The organism is Kolteria novifilia, from assembly GCA_007748055.1.
Taxonomy (GTDB): domain Bacteria; phylum Planctomycetota; class Planctomycetia; order Kolteriales; family Kolteriaceae; genus Kolteria; species Kolteria novifilia.
In genome coordinates, this window is the sequence record CP036279.1 from 2,030,761 (window position 1) to 2,046,821 (window position 16,061).

Genomic DNA, 16,061 nt, shown 5'->3' on the forward strand with positions numbered 1-16,061 from the left:
CCCGAGGGGCGGGAGCTTTCGTTCTAGTTGGGAGTGGATGGGGCCCGGCATGAACCAACGGTCAGCGTCGGGGACCTCCAAGACACGGTTTCGAGGTCGACTCGATTCCAAATGAATCTGTCATCGGACGATATGGAGTAACACTATGCCGCTTCGCGTCGATGTCGGCACCGAACCGATTCCAGGCTATCGCCTGCTCACGTTCTTGGGAGAGGGTGGTTTTGGACAGATCTGGAAAGCCGAGGCTCCCGGTGGAGTGGAAGTCGCCCTCAAGTTCATTCGTACCACGGACAAGAAGGCCGAGACGGAGTTGCGGGCGCTGAATGTCATCCGCAACATTCGCCACCCTCATCTGTTGGAAATGCACTTCGCCGTTCACGTCGAGGACCGCTTGATCATCGCGACCTCCCTGTGCGACCGGAGCCTATCGGATCGCTTCGAGGAATGTCTCGCGGCGGAGATGCCCGGTATTCCGCGTGAGGAACTGTTGCGATACATGAGGGAATCGGCGATCGCGCTCGATTTCCTAAACGAGTCGCGGCATGAAGTCGAACCCGGTCGCACGATCGGCATTCAACATCGCGACATCAAGCCGCAGAACATCTTTCTGGTGGGAGGTTCCGTCAAGGTTGCCGACTTCGGCCTCGCGAAAGCCTTGCATAGCGGAGCCGGTAGCCACAGCGGCGCGATGACCCCATGGTATACGCCGCCGGAGACCTTCCACTACAGCATCGCCTCGACCAGCGACCAATACTCGCTCGCGGTGATGCACTATCAACTTCGCTGCGGCGAGCTCCCCTTTCGAGGGAACGTGCAACAGTACGTCATGGCGTCGCTCACCGAGGATCCGGTGTTGACGGCGTTGCCGGAGAAGGAACGGGACGTCATCGCCCGGGCCCTGTCCAAGGAACCGGCGGACCGCTGGCCGAGTTGCGAGAGTTTCGTCGAGGCCTTGACGCGAGCAATCGCGATCGACGACGAATCGGGGCTCATGCCGCACCTCGCCCAACCCGCGTCCAACCAACGAGCCGAGCCGCCTGACGAGGAGGTGAACTCCGTCCGAACGCTCGGGCGCGACGCCCTCCACCCGTACATCGACATCGAGAGTTTTCTCCTTGCCTCGAAGGAGACGGGTGAGGAACGCCGACGCGTCCGAGCGTCGCGCTTGGCCTCGACGTCCCAGCCGGTCCCGCTGTTCGAGCATGGAAGTGACTCGTCGCGGGATTGTCCCTGGAACCCGGGGGCCGATTCGGACCGGGAGCCTCCACTGTTCAATCCTTTGGGCGTGTCCGGCCCGGTCATGAAAGTCAGGCGTGAGGTCATCACGAACACGGTGGGGATGAAGCTGGCGTTGATCCCCGCGGGAAGCTTTTCCATGGGGTCGAACAGTGGTCCCGATGGAGAAAAACCAGTTCACCAAGTGCATATCAGCCAGCCCTTCTACTTGGGCAAGACGGCAGTGACGCAGGGTCAGTGGACGGCCGTCATGGGGACGGAACCTTGGAAGGGGGAGAAGTACGGAGAGTACGTCCGCGAAGGTGCGGACTACCCGGCGACGTACGTGAGTTGGGAGGATGCGATGGAGTTCTGCCGTCGCTTGAGCGCTCGGGATGCGAGAGTCTATCGCTTGCCGACGGAGGCTCAGTGGGAGTACGCGTGCCGGGGGGGAACGACGACGGAGTACGCGTTCGGCGATTCGGCCTCGGACCTAAGTGCGTACGCGTGGTTCCGCGACAACACCTGGGGGATCGGCGAGGGGTACGCGCACCCGGTTGGTCAAAAGAAGGCCAACGGCTTCGGCTTGTACGACATGCACGGCAACGTCTGGGAGTGGTGTGCGGACTGGTACGGCGAGTCGTTCTACACCGCCTCGCCAACCTCCGATCCGTCGGGGCCGCCCAAGGGCTTGATCCGAGTCAACCGCGGCGGCAGTTGGAGCAATTCCGCGTGGGACTGCCGCTGCGCCGATCGCTACGGGAACTCGCCAGGTTACCGTCTCTTCTACCTTGGCTTTCGCGTCGCCTCCCCCGCCGGGACCGAGTGAGCCGAGCAGGGGGAGCAACTGGTGTCCTTGTGAGTGAATTCATCGCCCAAGAGTCTCTTCGTGTCCTGATTGGTCAATTCATTGCCTAAGAGACTCTTGGTTGTCATGCCCACGCTGGCCGTGGGCATGCGGGAAACGCCCATGACTGGGCAGTCCTCCGCTCGATCTGAGGGCCGAGATGAAAGTAGTGAACTCACCAATCAGGACATTAGCAGTCCGTTGATTTAAGCGAGCCAAGGCGAGAACGAGCCCTGTTGGCCAAGATCAAGGAGAAGAAATGGAGGTGAATCGGTCGATTCGTCGCGCTAGGGTTTTCCCTAATGGCGCCACCCCTTCGAGGTCTTAGGATGTGACTCGTGGGTTGATGAGTGTGGTAGTCTCGTGAAGGCAATCGCAGGATACCGTCATGTTTCGCGCCCGGTGTCCATGGTGCGGACTTAGGGTCAAGTGCTCCGATGACAGCGAAGCCAAGTAGGGTCGGTCAAGACCCACCATCCTGTTCACCGCCGCGAACGCGAACGAAGGGTGTGGGAATGGGTGGCTTTGCGAGTGAATGGAACCCGAATGGGCTTGGCACACGCCTGCTAGAGAAGAGCCTAGTGGGCGAGATCCAACCAATACGGACTGCTAGTGCTCTGTTCCAACTTGAAGTTGGTGTTGCCTTTGGCACTGGCTGACAAGCAGCCAGTGGCACCCGAAAAGCTAGATGGACCAATGCACTAGTGGTGATTCAATGCATGGACTTGTGCTTCCGTTTGCCAAGGGAGAATGACGATGGCATGGGGTGGGCTGATCTTTCGTGCGCCCAAGGAGGTGTCTGTTGAAGACTTGCCTTCCGATTTCGAAGTGCCACCACTGGGGACAAAGGAAGAGGTCTCTCAAGTTCTCCGACAACTGATTCCTCAGGGCGACCATGGGGACGACCGAAGCTCCGTTGTAGGCGACGATTTCTGGCTTGAGCTCAACCTTGACCGCCGTGAGGAAGGATCGACATTGACCAGCATCGGCGTCCGTTCCAATGGGGGGCTCGGTGCTATAGGTATCTTGCAACAGATCTGTGATGCTCTTGGTGCGAGGCTTTATGACAACCAGGAAGGCGACTTTGCCGACCTCGGAAACAACACCCGGGCGAGTATGGAAGCGTTTGCCGCATTCCGAGACCGTGCGATCAAGAAGATGACCGACACGTCCGACACCGAGTAAGTCAATGCCCACCCCACTCATCAGGGTAGCACCGGTTGCTTCGCTACCGGTGCGGCGCAGCCGCCGGAGGTCATGGGAGACGTGACCATCGGCCAATCGCCAACCTACTCAGGAACTCTTGGACGCGACGCGCCCCCAGATGAGCGAGCAAACCGAACGGAACTGGACGGATTCGAGTAATTTGGATCAAGACCCGCCCTGCTTGGGAAGAGGCAGGCAATGGCCGGCCCTGCGGGTGACGCGCGACGAAGTGGTCGCTGCTGCGATGCAAAAAAAGCGAAGGAAATGGGCGGCACGGAAAGCCCATTGGAGCGAAGCGAAGGAAATGGGCGGCACTGGATTCGAACCAGTGACTTCCACCGTGTGAAGATGGCACTCTAACCACTGAGTTAGCCGCCCGGAGGTGATGACGACGTCGCGCCATCGAAACGGCGCGACAAAGGTCATCGAGACGTGACGATCGTCGTCACCAGAAGGTTCTAGCCCTCGGAGTCAGGCGGGACGTCGAACTTCGGCGACGAGGCCCCGGCGGCCCGTTCGTCGGAACGAGCGCGATCACTGCGCGAGGAGGAGGACTCGTCAATCTCGTCCTCGACACCACGAAGGCCCTTCTTGAACTCGACAATCCCCTTGCCCAGCGAACGCCCGACTTCGGGCAATCGCTTGCCGAAGAGGATAATGCCGATCACCAAAATGACGATCAGTTCCGTCGGTCCGAGGTTCGGAAGAAATCCGAAAAGTGAGTCGATACCAGCGTTCACGTACTGCGTTCCTTGGGGACAGCTTATCCTGCCTCACCCACTCAGTATACGACGGAATGGATGAGCGCGGCAAGGTGAAACAAGTGACGGCGGCTTACTCGAAGCGCGGCGCCGAACCGCCGGTGCGGGTCTCGCGGACCTTGCTGGTCGCGGGGGTCGGCTGGTCAATCTCGTCGGTGATGCCGCGAAGCCCGTCCTTGAACGAGACGACCGCTTTGCCGAGCGATTTGCCGACCTCGGGAAGACGCTTGCCGAACAGGACGATGCCGACGATGGCAATGACGATCAATTCGGTCGGGCCGAGACTAGGTAACATCGCCTCTCTCCTCCGGAATGGGGGAATACAACATGGACGTTCGTGTCGAGTGGTGACGCCTCACGCGGCCAAGCTCTTTTGGGCGCGGACGTCCAGGAGGGATCGCGGAAGGATGGAGGCGACCGAGGTGTGGATCGGAAGCCTGGCTTGTTGCGACGGCCTCTGGGGGAGAGATCTTTCGATCTCCTATCGTTTCAAGTGTACGCGCCGGCTTCCCCCCAAGGCAAGCGGAAAAACGCGGTGATTCCCAGGTCCAACCCGCTCAATCCCCCAAGGTCTCCTTATGCCAACCTTCGAGCGCGTCGACGGTCTGTTCGAGCAGCGGGAGAAGGGGTAGGGCCGGCAGACTCTCCAGCGCGTCGATCACCTCGCGGTAGTACCAAAGGCTCCCCTCCCGGCCGGTGGTGAACTTTTCCCAGACCGACTCTCCCTTTACTTGTAACTCCTCGAGCGTCGAGCGGGCGTTGTGCAGCTTGTCCGCGGCGACGACCAAGCCGACGGAGCGATCCGATTGCCGGAGGCGTTCGAGAAACGCGGCCTTTCGCTCGCGCCAGGGGGGCTTGGGCGTCTGATCGGTGTCGGTGCAGGCGAGGACGATGCGGGCGACGTCGAGGCCAAAGCGCCGCTCGATCTCGGCGGCGATCGGCGCTCCTCCCTGATCCTCGACGGCATCGTGAAGCAGGGCGGCGATGATTTCCGTCTCCGTCCCCCCGGCTTCCCCAACAAGAGCGGCGACCGCGAGAAGATGGGTGATATAGGGTGTTTCGCTCTGCTTTCGCGTTTGATCGCGATGCAGCCGGGAGGCAAAGAGGAACGCTTCGTCGAAGGCTTCGCCGTACCGCATCGCTTCTCCGGGAGTAGGCCGTGGGGAGTACACATAGGATTGTTGACCGAACCGACGTAATATAGCTGACATGGAGCGATTTGGATTCCTTCGCGTGGGGTTGGCGATGCCCGAAGTTCGGGTCGGGAACCCGTGCGCGAACGCCGACGCGATCATCGAATTGGCGGACGAGGCGGACGAGGAGGGCTGCGACGTCCTGCTCTCACCGGAGTTGGGGCTCACCGGGTACACGTGTGCGGATCTCTTTCAGCAGCGACCGTTGCTGGAGGCCTCGCTGGAATCACTAACGCGAATCGCTCGACGTTTTCGCGATCTTCCCAGACTCCTGGGGGCGATCGGCTTGCCGCTGGTGGTCGATGGCAAGCTCTACAACACCGTCGCCCTCATTCAGCATGGGGCGATCCTCGGCATCGTGCCCAAGACGTACATCCCCAACTACGGCGAGTACTACGAGAGGCGGTGGTTTCACCCGGCCGACGGGAGCGAACCGGCCGAGGTCCGCATCGGCGAGGCGAACGTTCCGTTCGGCAATGACTTGCTGTTCGAGGCCGAGAGCGATCCCGAGGTGCGGATCGGTGTGGAAATCTGTGAGGATCTCTGGGTGCCGATCCCGCCGAGCAGTCGGCTCAGTCTCGCGGGGGCGGTTCTCCTGCTCAACGCGTCGGCAAGTTGTGAAAACACGGGCAAGGCGGAGTATCGCCGCGATCTGGTCGTCGGGCAGTCCGCCCGATGTGTGGCCGCGTACGCGTACGCTTCGGCGGGCGTGAGCGAGTCGACGACCGACTTGGTCTTCGGCGGGCACGGTTTTGTGTCGGAAAATGGTCATCTTTTGACGGAACGCGAGCGTTTTTCGCGAAAATCGGAGCTGAAATGCGCGGATATTGACGTGGAACGGCTCGTTTCCGACCGAATGCGGATGACGACCTTCACCGATCGCACGCTCGCGAAGATCTGTCGCACTGTGAGATTCCACCTCGAGCCATCTCGGCCGGCGGGAGCTCTCCGGCGATTTGTCCCGGCTCATCCCTTTGTTCCCAACGCCCCCGAGACCCGAAGCCGGCGGTGTCGCGAGATCTTCGCCACGCAGACCTCCGGGTTGGCGAAACGATGGGAGATCGCTCGCCCGAACCAGCTTCACGTCGGCATTTCGGGAGGGCTCGATTCGACCCTCGCGCTGCTGGTCGCGGTCCGGACCGCGGACCTGATCGGACGTGACCGCAAGGAGATCGTCGCGACAACGATGCCCGGTTTCGGGACGAGTCAACGAACGCGGCGCAACGCCGAACGGCTTATGGAACTGCTCGGCGTGACGAGCCAACTGGTCGACATCCGCGAACTCTGCCTCCAGCAGTTCCGCATGCTGGAGCACCGTCCTTTCGGCATCGACACCAGCAGCATGAGTGTGGAGGAGTTCCAGAAGGCGCTCGCGGGGCTCGAGGCCGACAACCGCAGCGACTTGATCTTCGAGAACGTCCAAGCGAGGACGCGAACCCTTCTGCTCATGGACCAAGGGTTCGTGCTTGGGACCGGTGATCTCTCCGAACTCGCCCTGGGTTGGTGCACCTACAACGGCGACCACATGAGCATGTACAACCCCAACGCGAGCATTCCGAAGACGCTCGTGCGACTTCTCGTCACCTGGGTGGCCGAGAACGAATTCGAGGGGGAGACGCGCGAGGTGCTCCAGTCGGTCGCCGAGACGGAGATTTCGCCGGAACTGCTACCGATTGGCGAAAACGACGCGATTCAAAGCACCGAATCGACGATCGGCCCCTACGAACTGCACGATTTCTTCCTCTACAATGTGCTGCGATTCGGCTTTCGGCCCGCGAAGATCCTGTTTCTCGCCCAAGAGGCGACCTTCTCGCGCGAGTACCCCCAGGAGGAGCTGCGCCGCTGGTTGAGCGTCTTCTACCGGCGGTTTTTCCAGTCTCAGTTCAAACGATCGTGCCTACCCGATGGACCGAAAGTGGGCTCGATCAGTCTGTCACCTCGTGGTGACTGGCGAATGCCGAGCGACGCCGAGGCGGCCGCGTGGCTTGCGGAGTTGTCGGAGGAATCGCCCACCTGAGCATCTCTCGTGAGATGACTCACTTTCAACGGAACCCCTTTTGCCATAGACTCTAGCGGTGATTCTCTCCACGAGCGCCGAGTCAAAATTTCCTTCAGGAGTAATGACGTGTTGACGAAGTTCAAACGACCTCTGGGCCTCTTCGGCCTAGCGATGTGGCTCGCGATGCCCGCTTGTGCCCAAGATCCGTCGGCCGCCGATGCCAAAGCGACCAAGGCCGACGAGAAGAAGGCCGAGAAAGCCAAGACGCCGAAGGAACTCCTTGAGGATCTCGGCAAGGCCCTCGTTATCAACCCGACGTCGCAGAGTCCCGACGCGATCAAGGACGCGTTTAAGGGAGCCGTCGAGAAGATCACCGTCCTCTCTGACGAGCTGATCACGAACCCCAAAGCGACCAAGGAGCAGAAGGACGAAGCCTACGAGTACCAGATTCACGTCTACTCGCAGGCGGCGAATATGGGGCTGCCCGGCTACGCGAAGAAGCTAGCCGAACTTGCGGCCACGTTGACCAAGGAGCAGCCGAAGAGCCACGTCGCGGTCTTGTCCAGCTTCATCGCGATTCGGACCCTCTACGCCGATCCCTACGGCTTGTCGCCCGAGGCGCTGCCCGCGATCGAGAAGTTCGTCAAGGACTTCCCCGAGCAAGCGGAAGCGGTCATGCTTCTCAATGACGTCGGCTACGCCGCGGAGATGACCGGCAAGCTCGGTGTGGCCAAGAAGGCTTACGAACTGATCGACCAGAAGTTCGCCGACTCCCCGATTAGCGCGATGATTCCCGGCATCCTCCGCCGCCTCAACCTGCCTGGTCACCAGATGAAGCTCAAGGGCGAGACCCTCGCGGGCAAGCCGTTCGACATTTCCTCCCTCAAGGGGAAGGTCGTTCTCGTCGACTTCTGGGCGACGTGGTGTCCGCCCTGTTTGGCGGAGATCCCCAACATGCGGGCCGCCTACGAGAAGTATCACAACCAGGGTTTCGAGATTGTCGGCGTCTCGCTCGACGATGATCGTTCGGCTCTGGAGGAGTTCGTCGAGACCGAGGAACTCCCCTGGCCCCAGGTCTACTACTCCAAGGGCCAGAAGACGTTGGACACCCACCCGGTCGCCGCGATGTACGGCGTCTCGGCGATTCCGAGGATGTTCCTGATCGACAAGAAGGGGAACGTCGTCGACATCGCGATTCACGGCGACGAGCTTGCCGAGAAGATTCCGGCGCTGCTTCGTGAGAAGACCGCGAAGGCGACCGAGGAAGAGAAACGCAAGTAGGAATTGGTAAGAGCCGGGGCCGTTGATGCGGAGGAACGGCCCCGGCTGACGCAGGAGGGACTGCGTGGTAGTTTGGTTGACTCTTCTCTCGAACCGCACTCGGGTTCAGTTGCCTTCACTTCCTAGCTGCTGGTGAAGGTCCTTCACTTGTTTTTCCAAGTCGGCGACGCGTTGGCGAAGAGCGTTGAGTTCCTGAGTCGGAACGACGGTGAAAGGCATCGCGTTGCCACCCAGCGGGGCACCAAATCCCGGTGCCATCTGGGGGGCCGACGGAGGAATCGTCCGCCGAGCCGGTAGCCGCATCTCTTCGAGCGTCACGCTCACTTCTTTCGACTCGCCGTCACGGACAATGCCGAGCGTGACCGCCTCGCCGGGCTTTTTCGTCGCCAGTATTTCGGAAAGTTCCTGCGGCGACGTGACCGGCGTTCCATCGACACCGCTGATCAGGTCAGGAGACTCGAGCCCCGCTTTCGCCGCGGGGGAGTTGGCAATGACGTCGGCGACCAGGGCCCCCGCTTGATCCTCGAGGCCGAGGCGTTTTCGCAAGGCGTCGGAGAGGTCTTGGAGTTGCACGCCGATCATCGGACGGGGCTCGACGGCGGGAACACTGAAGGCCTGTCCGCCCAGCGGCCAACCTTGAGCTTGCGGAGCGAGTCGGGCGTCGGGCTGACTCAATCCCTCGGGCATCGCGGCGAGCGTGGCCGCCACTTTCATCTCTTGCCCACCGCGCCAGATCGACAGGTTGACGGTCTTTCCGACGTCGACTTGAGATAGGTTCGCGACCAGTTCCCGGAAATTGGCGATGGGCGTGCCCTCGACCGCGGTGATGATGTCTCCTGGAAGCAGTCCGGCCTTCTCGGCGGGACTGTCGGGGGCTACTCGGCTGACGAAGACCCCTTGGCGCTCCGACCCGACCGCGGCGTCATTGCCACCGATGCCGAGGAAACGGCGAGCCTTTGCCGCGGCGAGGGCGGTGGCGGGGTAGATGCCGGCCGGGATCATCAGGGCACCGGCGGCGAGCAGAAGAAACGTCTTCTTGAGCATGGCGGATTTCCTCCGAGTGGACACAACGTCTACTCTCCGGGGGAGCTCATCCTGGTGGATGCGGCTTCCCCGGTCGAATTGATTCACATGATCAGCGGTGAAAGGTCGTTCGGCTTAGACGGCCGTGGAGAGCGGGAAGGTCTTCTCGCGGGCGAAGACGGGGCCATTCCCGTCCAGGTTCCACGGCTGGCGGACGTCCACGGCGGGCCGGATGCGGCTCGCCTCGTCAACGCCGATGTTCAGTTCCGTTTCCATCAGTTTGCCCTGTCGCACGAACTGGATCCGGACCGTTTCGCCGAAGCGACATTGGTCGATCAGTTGGCCCAGTTGAGCCGGAGAGAAGACGGGATGACGGTGGAAGCCGACGATCACGTCTCCCGGCTGCATCACCTCGCTCGCGGGCGACTTGGGCAGCAATTCGGTGACGACGGCGCCCGCCACGGAGGTCAGCCCCAGCTTGCGGGCGAGGGCGGGCGTCAACCCGGTGACATGCACGCCGATGTACGGTTGCACCGTGCGTTGCTGCGGGTTTTGGATGTTTCTGTTGAAGTCGACAAAGCTGTCGCCGGCCGGTTGCGAGTTGCCACCCGCGGAGAGCGGAACCTCTCCCGGCGGTGTCGTCGCGAGGACCCCAAAGGTCAGGACCAGCGAACAGGCGACCGCCGTGCCGATGGTGTTGGTGGAGATCCAGCCGAACTTCGAGGGATACCGGACGACCGGCTTCCGCTTCAGTTCCGGTTGGATCTTGTCCCAGAGGGAGGGACGATCGTCAGTGGGGCATGGGTCCGCGGCCGCTTGCTGGAGGATATCCAGACAGCGAGCGTGCGCTTCGAGTTCCGCTTGACACTCGTCGTGTGAAGCGGCGAACTGATCCACGAGCGCGTTCTCGTCGGCCGTCAAATCTCCCGATCCTCGTAGTGGGACGAGTTGACGGATCGCGTCGGGAACTCGACTCTCGTTGCTCATGTTGACTCTCCCGATTCCTTTTCGCGGCGTTCCCAGAGCTCACGAAACATCTCACGCGCCTTCAGTAGACGCCAACGGATGGTTGGTTCCCGTCGCTGGAGGATTGCCGCAACCTCCGAGCAGGGAAAGCCTTCTAAGTCTCGCAACATCAGGACTGTACGATACTGCACCGGAATTTGATGGAGGACAAAGTGAACCTCCTGCGAAAGATCGTATTTCGGTTGCGGATCGGCGTCGGCGACGTCGAACGTCCCCTCACCACCCGACATTTCCTGCAGGCTGTAATGCGACCGCTTGCGGTTGCGCCGCAGCCAGTCGATCGCCGTGTTGACGCCGATCTGAAAGAGCCAGGGGCTGAATCGTTTCGAATTGTCGAAGCGATCGAGCCTCCCGTACGCCTTCAGAAAGGTGTCTTGCGTCAGATCTTCCGCCGTCTCGACACTCCCCACCATCCGGTAGATCGTCCGTGCGAGCTTCTTCTCGTAGCGGTGTACCAACTCGGCGTAGGCGTCCTGGTCGCCGTCCATCACGTCCGTAATGAGGTCGTTGTCCGTGACTTCGGACACCTCTTGCTCCGGCATGATGACGCTCGACCCACTCAGGTCCGACATTGGACTACCTCCCGCCCATAACAGGTACGGAATCGGTCAAGACACTGTTGGAACCTTTTTCCTCGACTCATATGCGACAGTAGTCCTCGCCGGTGACTGTTGGAAATCGTTCTCTCACTCGCGTTGGCGCGGCTTGCCTCGGACATTCCTTGGATCTTTCCACCCCCGACTCGCGTTCGGTCGGCCCAGCCGCTCCGCCCGAATCGCCTTCGCTGGCGCCCGGACGCTCTCGGGCGGCAGACCCAAGGTCATCCCCACACGGGGAGAGTCGACTGGAACGGAACGATCAGTCCTCTCCAAGCCATTATTGCGGAGAATGACGCAAATGTCCGGCGAAGCCTTGTGTTACGGTTTTTCGCTGACATTGGTCCCTCGCGTGGATATCGTCGGTTACACCTCGTCGGATGTTGGTTACACGGAGTTCTTTCATGCGTGTCGTGTTGTTGTTTGTCGCGTTTTCCGTCGCAATTTGCGAGACCAATTGGGCCTGGGCTCAATCAAAGGGGGAGGCGACCGGCCCAGCCTTCAGCGAACAGGAGATTCGCGATGGCTGGATTCTGCTCTTTGACGGCAAGACGACCTTCGGTTGGGAAAGTGGCAGTGCCGGCGATTTGACCGTCGTCGACGGGGCGCTCCGGACCGGCGGGGGGGCCCCCTTGGTCAATCGGCCCACCTTCGCCAAGGCCCAGTTGTCCCTCGATGTGAAAGGACGCGGCGAGGTCTTTCTCTGGAACGTTCTCGATTCCCCGACCGAGGAGGGGATGGCCAAGGGGCTGCGCATCGAGTTCGACAGCCGCAAGGAATGGCAAACCATCGCGATTCAGGCCGGAGGCGGGCCGTCGAAGGTCGCCGTCGGCAAGAAGTCGATGGACGTCGCCACCACGCCCGCGGCGTGGCGATTGGTGCTCAGCGGGAAAAAGGGAGCCTCTTTTCGCGACATCAAGCTCAAGCCGGTCGACATGACCTCGCTCTTCAACGGCAAGGACCTGACCGGGTGGCGCAAGGTTGAGCAGCCTAGCCCGAAGGGCGAGCGACTCCTCGCCCAGCGTTGGCTTGTCAAGGATGGACTGCTGCACACCGATGTTCCCCCGATCGACGGCGTGACCAAAGGGGGACGAGGCTATCTCGAAACGGTGACGCTGCACGACAACTTCCTGTTGCAGCTTGATGTGCGGACCAACGGCAAGCATCTCAACTCGGGCGTCTTTTTCCGCAATCAGCCCAAGATCCCCGCGATCGGCTACGAGGCCCAGATCCGCCATCAGTGGGAAGGGGACGATCGCACCAAGCCGGTCGACTACGGAACCGGCGGGATTTATCGGCGTGTCCCGACGCGTCGGGTGGTTGGCGACGACATGACGTTCGTCACGATGACGGTCCTCGCCCACGGCCGATACGTCGGGGTTTGGGTCGAGGGGCAGCAGGTCTCCAGTTGGACCGATCCTCGTCCGGAGAATGCCAACCCGAGGCTCGGATATTCGGGCAGTGCCGGGACGATCAGTCTCCAGTGTCACGATCCGACCACCGACATTGACTTCCGTTCCCTCCGCATCGCGCCGATCCCGATCGCGAAGTAGACGGGAATGGGGGCGACACATTCAGGGATAGGAGCGGTCCCCCTTGTCCAAGGGGAGTCCGTCCTAATGCTCCCCTTTGTCCGAGGCGGAGTCCGTCTTGATGCTCCCCCTTGTCCAAGGGGGAGTCCGTCTTGATGCTCCCCCTTGTCCAAGGGGGAGTCCGTCTTGATGCTCCCCCTTGTCCAAGGGGGAGATAGAGGGGGTCTTCTTCAACGGTGGATCCGAGAAGCCGCAACGCGGCTACCCGTTTGGCTTCCCCGCTAGCACCGGTTGCTTCGCCCCCGCCTCCTGGCTAGCACCGGTTGCTTCGCTACCGCTTCCTGGCTAGCACCGGTTGCTTCGCTACCGGTGCGGCGCAGCCGCAAGAAGTCTCGGGCGAACGGGCCAAATCCCGACCAGCTCGTGGTCGCGGAATGTCCCGGTGAATGTCGTCGCTCGTCGACGATGTTTCCCTCGAGACCTCCGACCGACTTCGTCGGCCCAGTCCGCCCCCGCTTCCCCGCTAGCACCGGTTGCTTCGCTCCCGCCTCCTGGCTAGCACCGGTTGCTTCGCCCCCGCTTCCTGGCTAGCACCGGTTGCTTCGCTACCGGTGCGGCGCAGCCGCAAGAAGTCTCGGGCGAACGGGCCAAATCCCGACCAGCTCGTGGTCGCGGAATGTCCCGGTGAATGTCGTCGCTCGTCGGCGATGTTTCCCTCGAGACCTCCGACCGACTTCGTCGGCCCAGTCCGCCCCCGCTTCCCCGCTAGCACCGGTTGCTTCGCCCCCGCCTCCTGGCTAGCACCGGTTGCTTCGCTACCGCTTCCTGGCTAGCACCGGTTGCTTCGCTACCGCTTCCTGGCTAGCACCGGTTGCTTCGCTACCGGTGCGGCGCAGCCGCAAGAAGTCTCGGGCGAACGGTCGCACGCCCGGCGAGGTTACCTCCACGACTCCCTTCCACGAAAGAATCTTGACCCTCCCGGCTCCGCTTTGATAGATAGCGCCTTGGGGGGAGGGTCTTTCGGTCGACGCACCACCTGACGCGCGAAAACCTTCCCATTTTTTCCACAGTCGGCCAACGGTTCGAGCCTCGTGCGCCGTAGAGACGGGAAGACGAAAGGAGGCCTGATCGATGCATGTAGATGTTCAGCAGATCAAAGATCGCGTTGCGGAACGAGCCGAATCGGTCCATCGGCTAAAGAGTGAACTTCACAAGGTGATCGTCGGTCAAGAGGAGATGGTCTCCCGACTGATGGTCGCGATGCTCGCCAACGGACACGTACTTCTCGAAGGCGTTCCCGGGCTTGCGAAGACGTTGACGATCAAATCGCTTTCCGATGCGATCAACGCTCATTTTCAGCGCATCCAGTTCACCCCGGACCTGCTGCCTGCCGACTTGGTCGGTACGCTGGTCTACAACCCGGCGTCGGGGGAGTTCACCAAACGAAAAGGCCCCGTTTTCGCGAACTTCATCCTCGCGGACGAAATCAACCGGGCTCCCTCGAAGGTGCAGTCGGCCCTGCTCGAAGCGATGCAGGAACGCCAAGTCACCATCGGCGACGAGACTTTCCCTCTCGATCGGCTCTTTCTCGTCATGGCGACGCAGAATCCCATCGAGCAGGAAGGAACTTATCCGCTGCCCGAAGCTCAAGTCGACCGTTTCATGCTCAAGGTCGTCCTCTCCTATCCGAAGCAGGATGAAGAGCGACGCGTCCTCGACATGGCGCTCGACGGCGGCGGAGCCCAGATCAACTCGGTCATCACGCCCGAGGAGATCTTCGCGATGCAAGACACCGTCAAGATGATCTACATCGACGACCAGGTGCGCGACTACATCCTCAACGTCGTGCGCGCGACCCGCGAACCGAAGGCGTTCGGCATCAACGATGTCGTGCCGCTGATCGATTTTGGAGCCTCCCCCCGGGCGACGATTTTCCTCGGGATGGGGGCGCGGGCGATCGCCTTCCTACAGGGGCGCGGCTACGTCACCCCGCAGGACGTCAAGGACATCGCGCTGGACGTCTTGCGGCATCGCGTCCTGCTCACGTACGAGGCCGAGGCGGAACGGACTTCGTCGGACGACGTCATCAAGTCGATCCTCGCCAAGGTTCCCGTGCCGTAACAGTCCGTTGATCTAAGCGGGCCGAGGCGAGAACGAGCCATGTTGGCCAAGATCAAAGAGGAAAATCGCAGGCGAATCCGTCGATTCGTCGAGGTTTTCCAACGCCGAGACTGGTCAAGAGAGCCGTTCGCGGCCGGCATCGAATAGATCAACGAGCTGGCAACGCGGCAACCGTTTCGAGTCGTTCGGTGGGACCGGGCGCCGCCCCGCAAGTAGGCGCCCGCCCCACCGGATGGCCACACTCGAGCCGATCTTGGGTGTCATCAAAGGCTCCGCGCTTGCGGTCACACCGTCGCGGACGCCTCGCTCCAACAAGAAGCGAGTCTCTTCGAAGGGGAGTATCCTCATCGTGATCGAACAAAGTGTTGTCGACATCCTCAAACGCGTCGAGCGAATCCAGATCATCGCCAACCGCAAGGTCAACGACCTGATGGCGGGGCACTACCACAGTGTCTTCCGCGGCCAGGGGATGGAGTTCGATCGCGTTCGCGAGTACCAACCCGGCGACGACGTCCGTTCGATCGACTGGAACGTCACCGCCCGAGCCGGGCATCCCTTCATCAAGCAATTCATCGAGGAGCGCGAGCTGACGGTGCTCTTCCTGGTCGACGTCTCCGCGTCGGGGGCCTTCGGATCGCTCGAGCGTTCGAAGCTCGATATGGTAATCGAAGTCGTCGCGATGTTGATGTTCTCGGCGCTGAAGAACAACGACAAGGTCGGGCTCGGGCTCTTTGCCGACGAGGTCCACTCGTACTTCCCCGCGCGGAAGGGCAAAGCGAACTTGCTACGGTTGATTCGCGAACTCGTCTCGGTTCGGCCGGTCGCCAAGGAGACCAACGTCAAAGAGGCGCTCGACTTCATCAACGGCGTCCATCGGCGGCGCGCGATCGTCTTTCTGCTCAGTGACTTTCTCGGCCAGGATCCGGCGAAGCTCAAGACCGCGCTCGCGGTCACCAATCGCCGGCACGACTTGATCACGATCAACGTCAACGACCCGCGCGAGGAATCGTTGCCCGACGTCGGTTTCGTCACGCTTCGCGATGCCGAGACCGGCGAGGTGATGGAAGTCGACACCAGTCACCCGGAGGTCCGCCGGCTCTTCGCCGAGCAGGCGCGCGAGCGGGCCAACTCGTTCGATCAGCTCTTCAAACGCGCCTCGGTCGATCAGCTTCCCGTGCGGACCGACGCGGACTACGCCAAGGGGATCCGGCGTTTCTTCGAGATGCGCGAGCGACGCTTCCGCTAGCGCCCACGCGTCGGG

Annotated in this window: 13 protein-coding genes and 1 tRNA gene; 7 read left to right on the forward strand and 7 right to left on the reverse strand. The window is 61.5% G+C overall.

Features of this window, described 5'->3' with window-relative positions:
* The first annotated feature begins 145 nt into the window (after positions 1 to 145).
* The gene (locus tag Pan216_RS07470; protein WP_145256973.1) at positions 146 to 2,044 is read left to right on the forward strand and encodes a bifunctional serine/threonine-protein kinase/formylglycine-generating enzyme family protein; all 1,899 of its coding nucleotides are present in this window, start codon (positions 146 to 148) and stop codon (positions 2,042 to 2,044) included.
* 774 nt (positions 2,045 to 2,818) lie between these two features.
* On the forward strand, positions 2,819 to 3,247 hold the full coding sequence (locus Pan216_RS07475) for a hypothetical protein (protein WP_145256976.1): 429 nt from the start codon (positions 2,819 to 2,821) through the stop codon (positions 3,245 to 3,247).
* Positions 3,248 to 3,573: 326 nt separating this feature from the next.
* Here Pan216_RS07475 and Pan216_RS07480 read toward each other — a convergent pair.
* From Pan216_RS07480 to Pan216_RS07495, 4 genes are all read right to left on the reverse strand, one after another.
* A tRNA-Val gene (locus tag Pan216_RS07480) sits at positions 3,574 to 3,646 on the reverse strand.
* Between the two features lie 80 nt (positions 3,647 to 3,726).
* On the reverse strand, positions 3,727 to 4,008 hold the full coding sequence (gene tatA / locus Pan216_RS07485) for a twin-arginine translocase TatA/TatE family subunit (protein WP_419193375.1): 282 nt from the start codon (positions 4,006 to 4,008) through the stop codon (positions 3,727 to 3,729).
* 94 nt (positions 4,009 to 4,102) lie between these two features.
* The gene (locus tag Pan216_RS07490; protein ID WP_145256979.1) at positions 4,103 to 4,324 is read right to left on the reverse strand and encodes a Sec-independent protein translocase subunit TatA/TatB; all 222 of its coding nucleotides are present in this window, start codon (positions 4,322 to 4,324) and stop codon (positions 4,103 to 4,105) included.
* A 262-nt stretch (positions 4,325 to 4,586) separates the two neighbouring features.
* The gene (locus Pan216_RS07495) at positions 4,587 to 5,168 is read right to left on the reverse strand and encodes an HD domain-containing protein (RefSeq protein ID WP_145256982.1); all 582 of its coding nucleotides are present in this window, start codon (positions 5,166 to 5,168) and stop codon (positions 4,587 to 4,589) included.
* 70 nt (positions 5,169 to 5,238) lie between these two features.
* Between Pan216_RS07495 and Pan216_RS07500 the strand changes: the two genes are divergently transcribed.
* Positions 5,239 to 7,239 (forward strand): NAD(+) synthase, encoded by a 2,001-nt coding sequence (locus Pan216_RS07500; RefSeq protein WP_145256985.1) that lies wholly within the window; start codon positions 5,239 to 5,241, stop codon positions 7,237 to 7,239.
* Positions 7,240 to 7,347: 108 nt separating this feature from the next.
* Positions 7,348 to 8,502 (forward strand): peroxiredoxin family protein, encoded by a 1,155-nt coding sequence (locus Pan216_RS07505; RefSeq protein WP_145256988.1) that lies wholly within the window; start codon positions 7,348 to 7,350, stop codon positions 8,500 to 8,502.
* 105 nt (positions 8,503 to 8,607) lie between these two features.
* Here Pan216_RS07505 and Pan216_RS07510 read toward each other — a convergent pair whose 3' ends face one another.
* The 3 genes from Pan216_RS07510 to Pan216_RS07520 all read right to left on the reverse strand — a co-directional run bounded on the left by Pan216_RS07510 (position 8,608) and on the right by Pan216_RS07520 (position 11,123).
* Positions 8,608 to 9,546 carry a PDZ domain-containing protein gene (locus Pan216_RS07510; RefSeq protein ID WP_145256991.1) on the reverse strand — a complete coding sequence of 313 codons (939 nt, stop codon included), beginning with the start codon at positions 9,544 to 9,546 and terminating at the stop codon, positions 8,608 to 8,610.
* Between the two features lie 114 nt (positions 9,547 to 9,660).
* A complete protein-coding gene (locus Pan216_RS07515; protein WP_145256994.1) occupies positions 9,661 to 10,512 on the reverse strand; it encodes a PDZ domain-containing protein in 852 nt (283 codons plus the stop codon).
* A complete protein-coding gene (locus tag Pan216_RS07520; protein WP_145256996.1) occupies positions 10,509 to 11,123 on the reverse strand; it encodes an RNA polymerase sigma factor in 615 nt (204 codons plus the stop codon). Before Pan216_RS07520 ends, Pan216_RS07515 begins: the two co-directional genes overlap by 4 nt.
* Before the next feature lie 428 nt (positions 11,124 to 11,551).
* Between Pan216_RS07520 and Pan216_RS07525 the strand changes: the two genes are divergently transcribed.
* The 3 genes from Pan216_RS07525 (at position 11,552) to Pan216_RS07535 (ending at position 16,046) form a co-directional block, all read left to right on the forward strand.
* Positions 11,552 to 12,700 carry a 3-keto-disaccharide hydrolase gene (locus Pan216_RS07525; protein ID WP_419193376.1) on the forward strand — a complete coding sequence of 383 codons (1,149 nt, stop codon included), beginning with the start codon at positions 11,552 to 11,554 and terminating at the stop codon, positions 12,698 to 12,700.
* A gap of 1,110 nt (positions 12,701 to 13,810) precedes the next feature.
* A complete protein-coding gene (locus Pan216_RS07530; protein ID WP_145257001.1) occupies positions 13,811 to 14,800 on the forward strand; it encodes an AAA family ATPase in 990 nt (329 codons plus the stop codon).
* Positions 14,801 to 15,149: 349 nt separating this feature from the next.
* Positions 15,150 to 16,046, forward strand: a complete 897-nt coding sequence (locus Pan216_RS07535) for a DUF58 domain-containing protein (protein ID WP_419193377.1) — start codon at positions 15,150 to 15,152, stop codon at positions 16,044 to 16,046.
* Positions 16,047 to 16,061 lie beyond the last annotated feature (15 nt).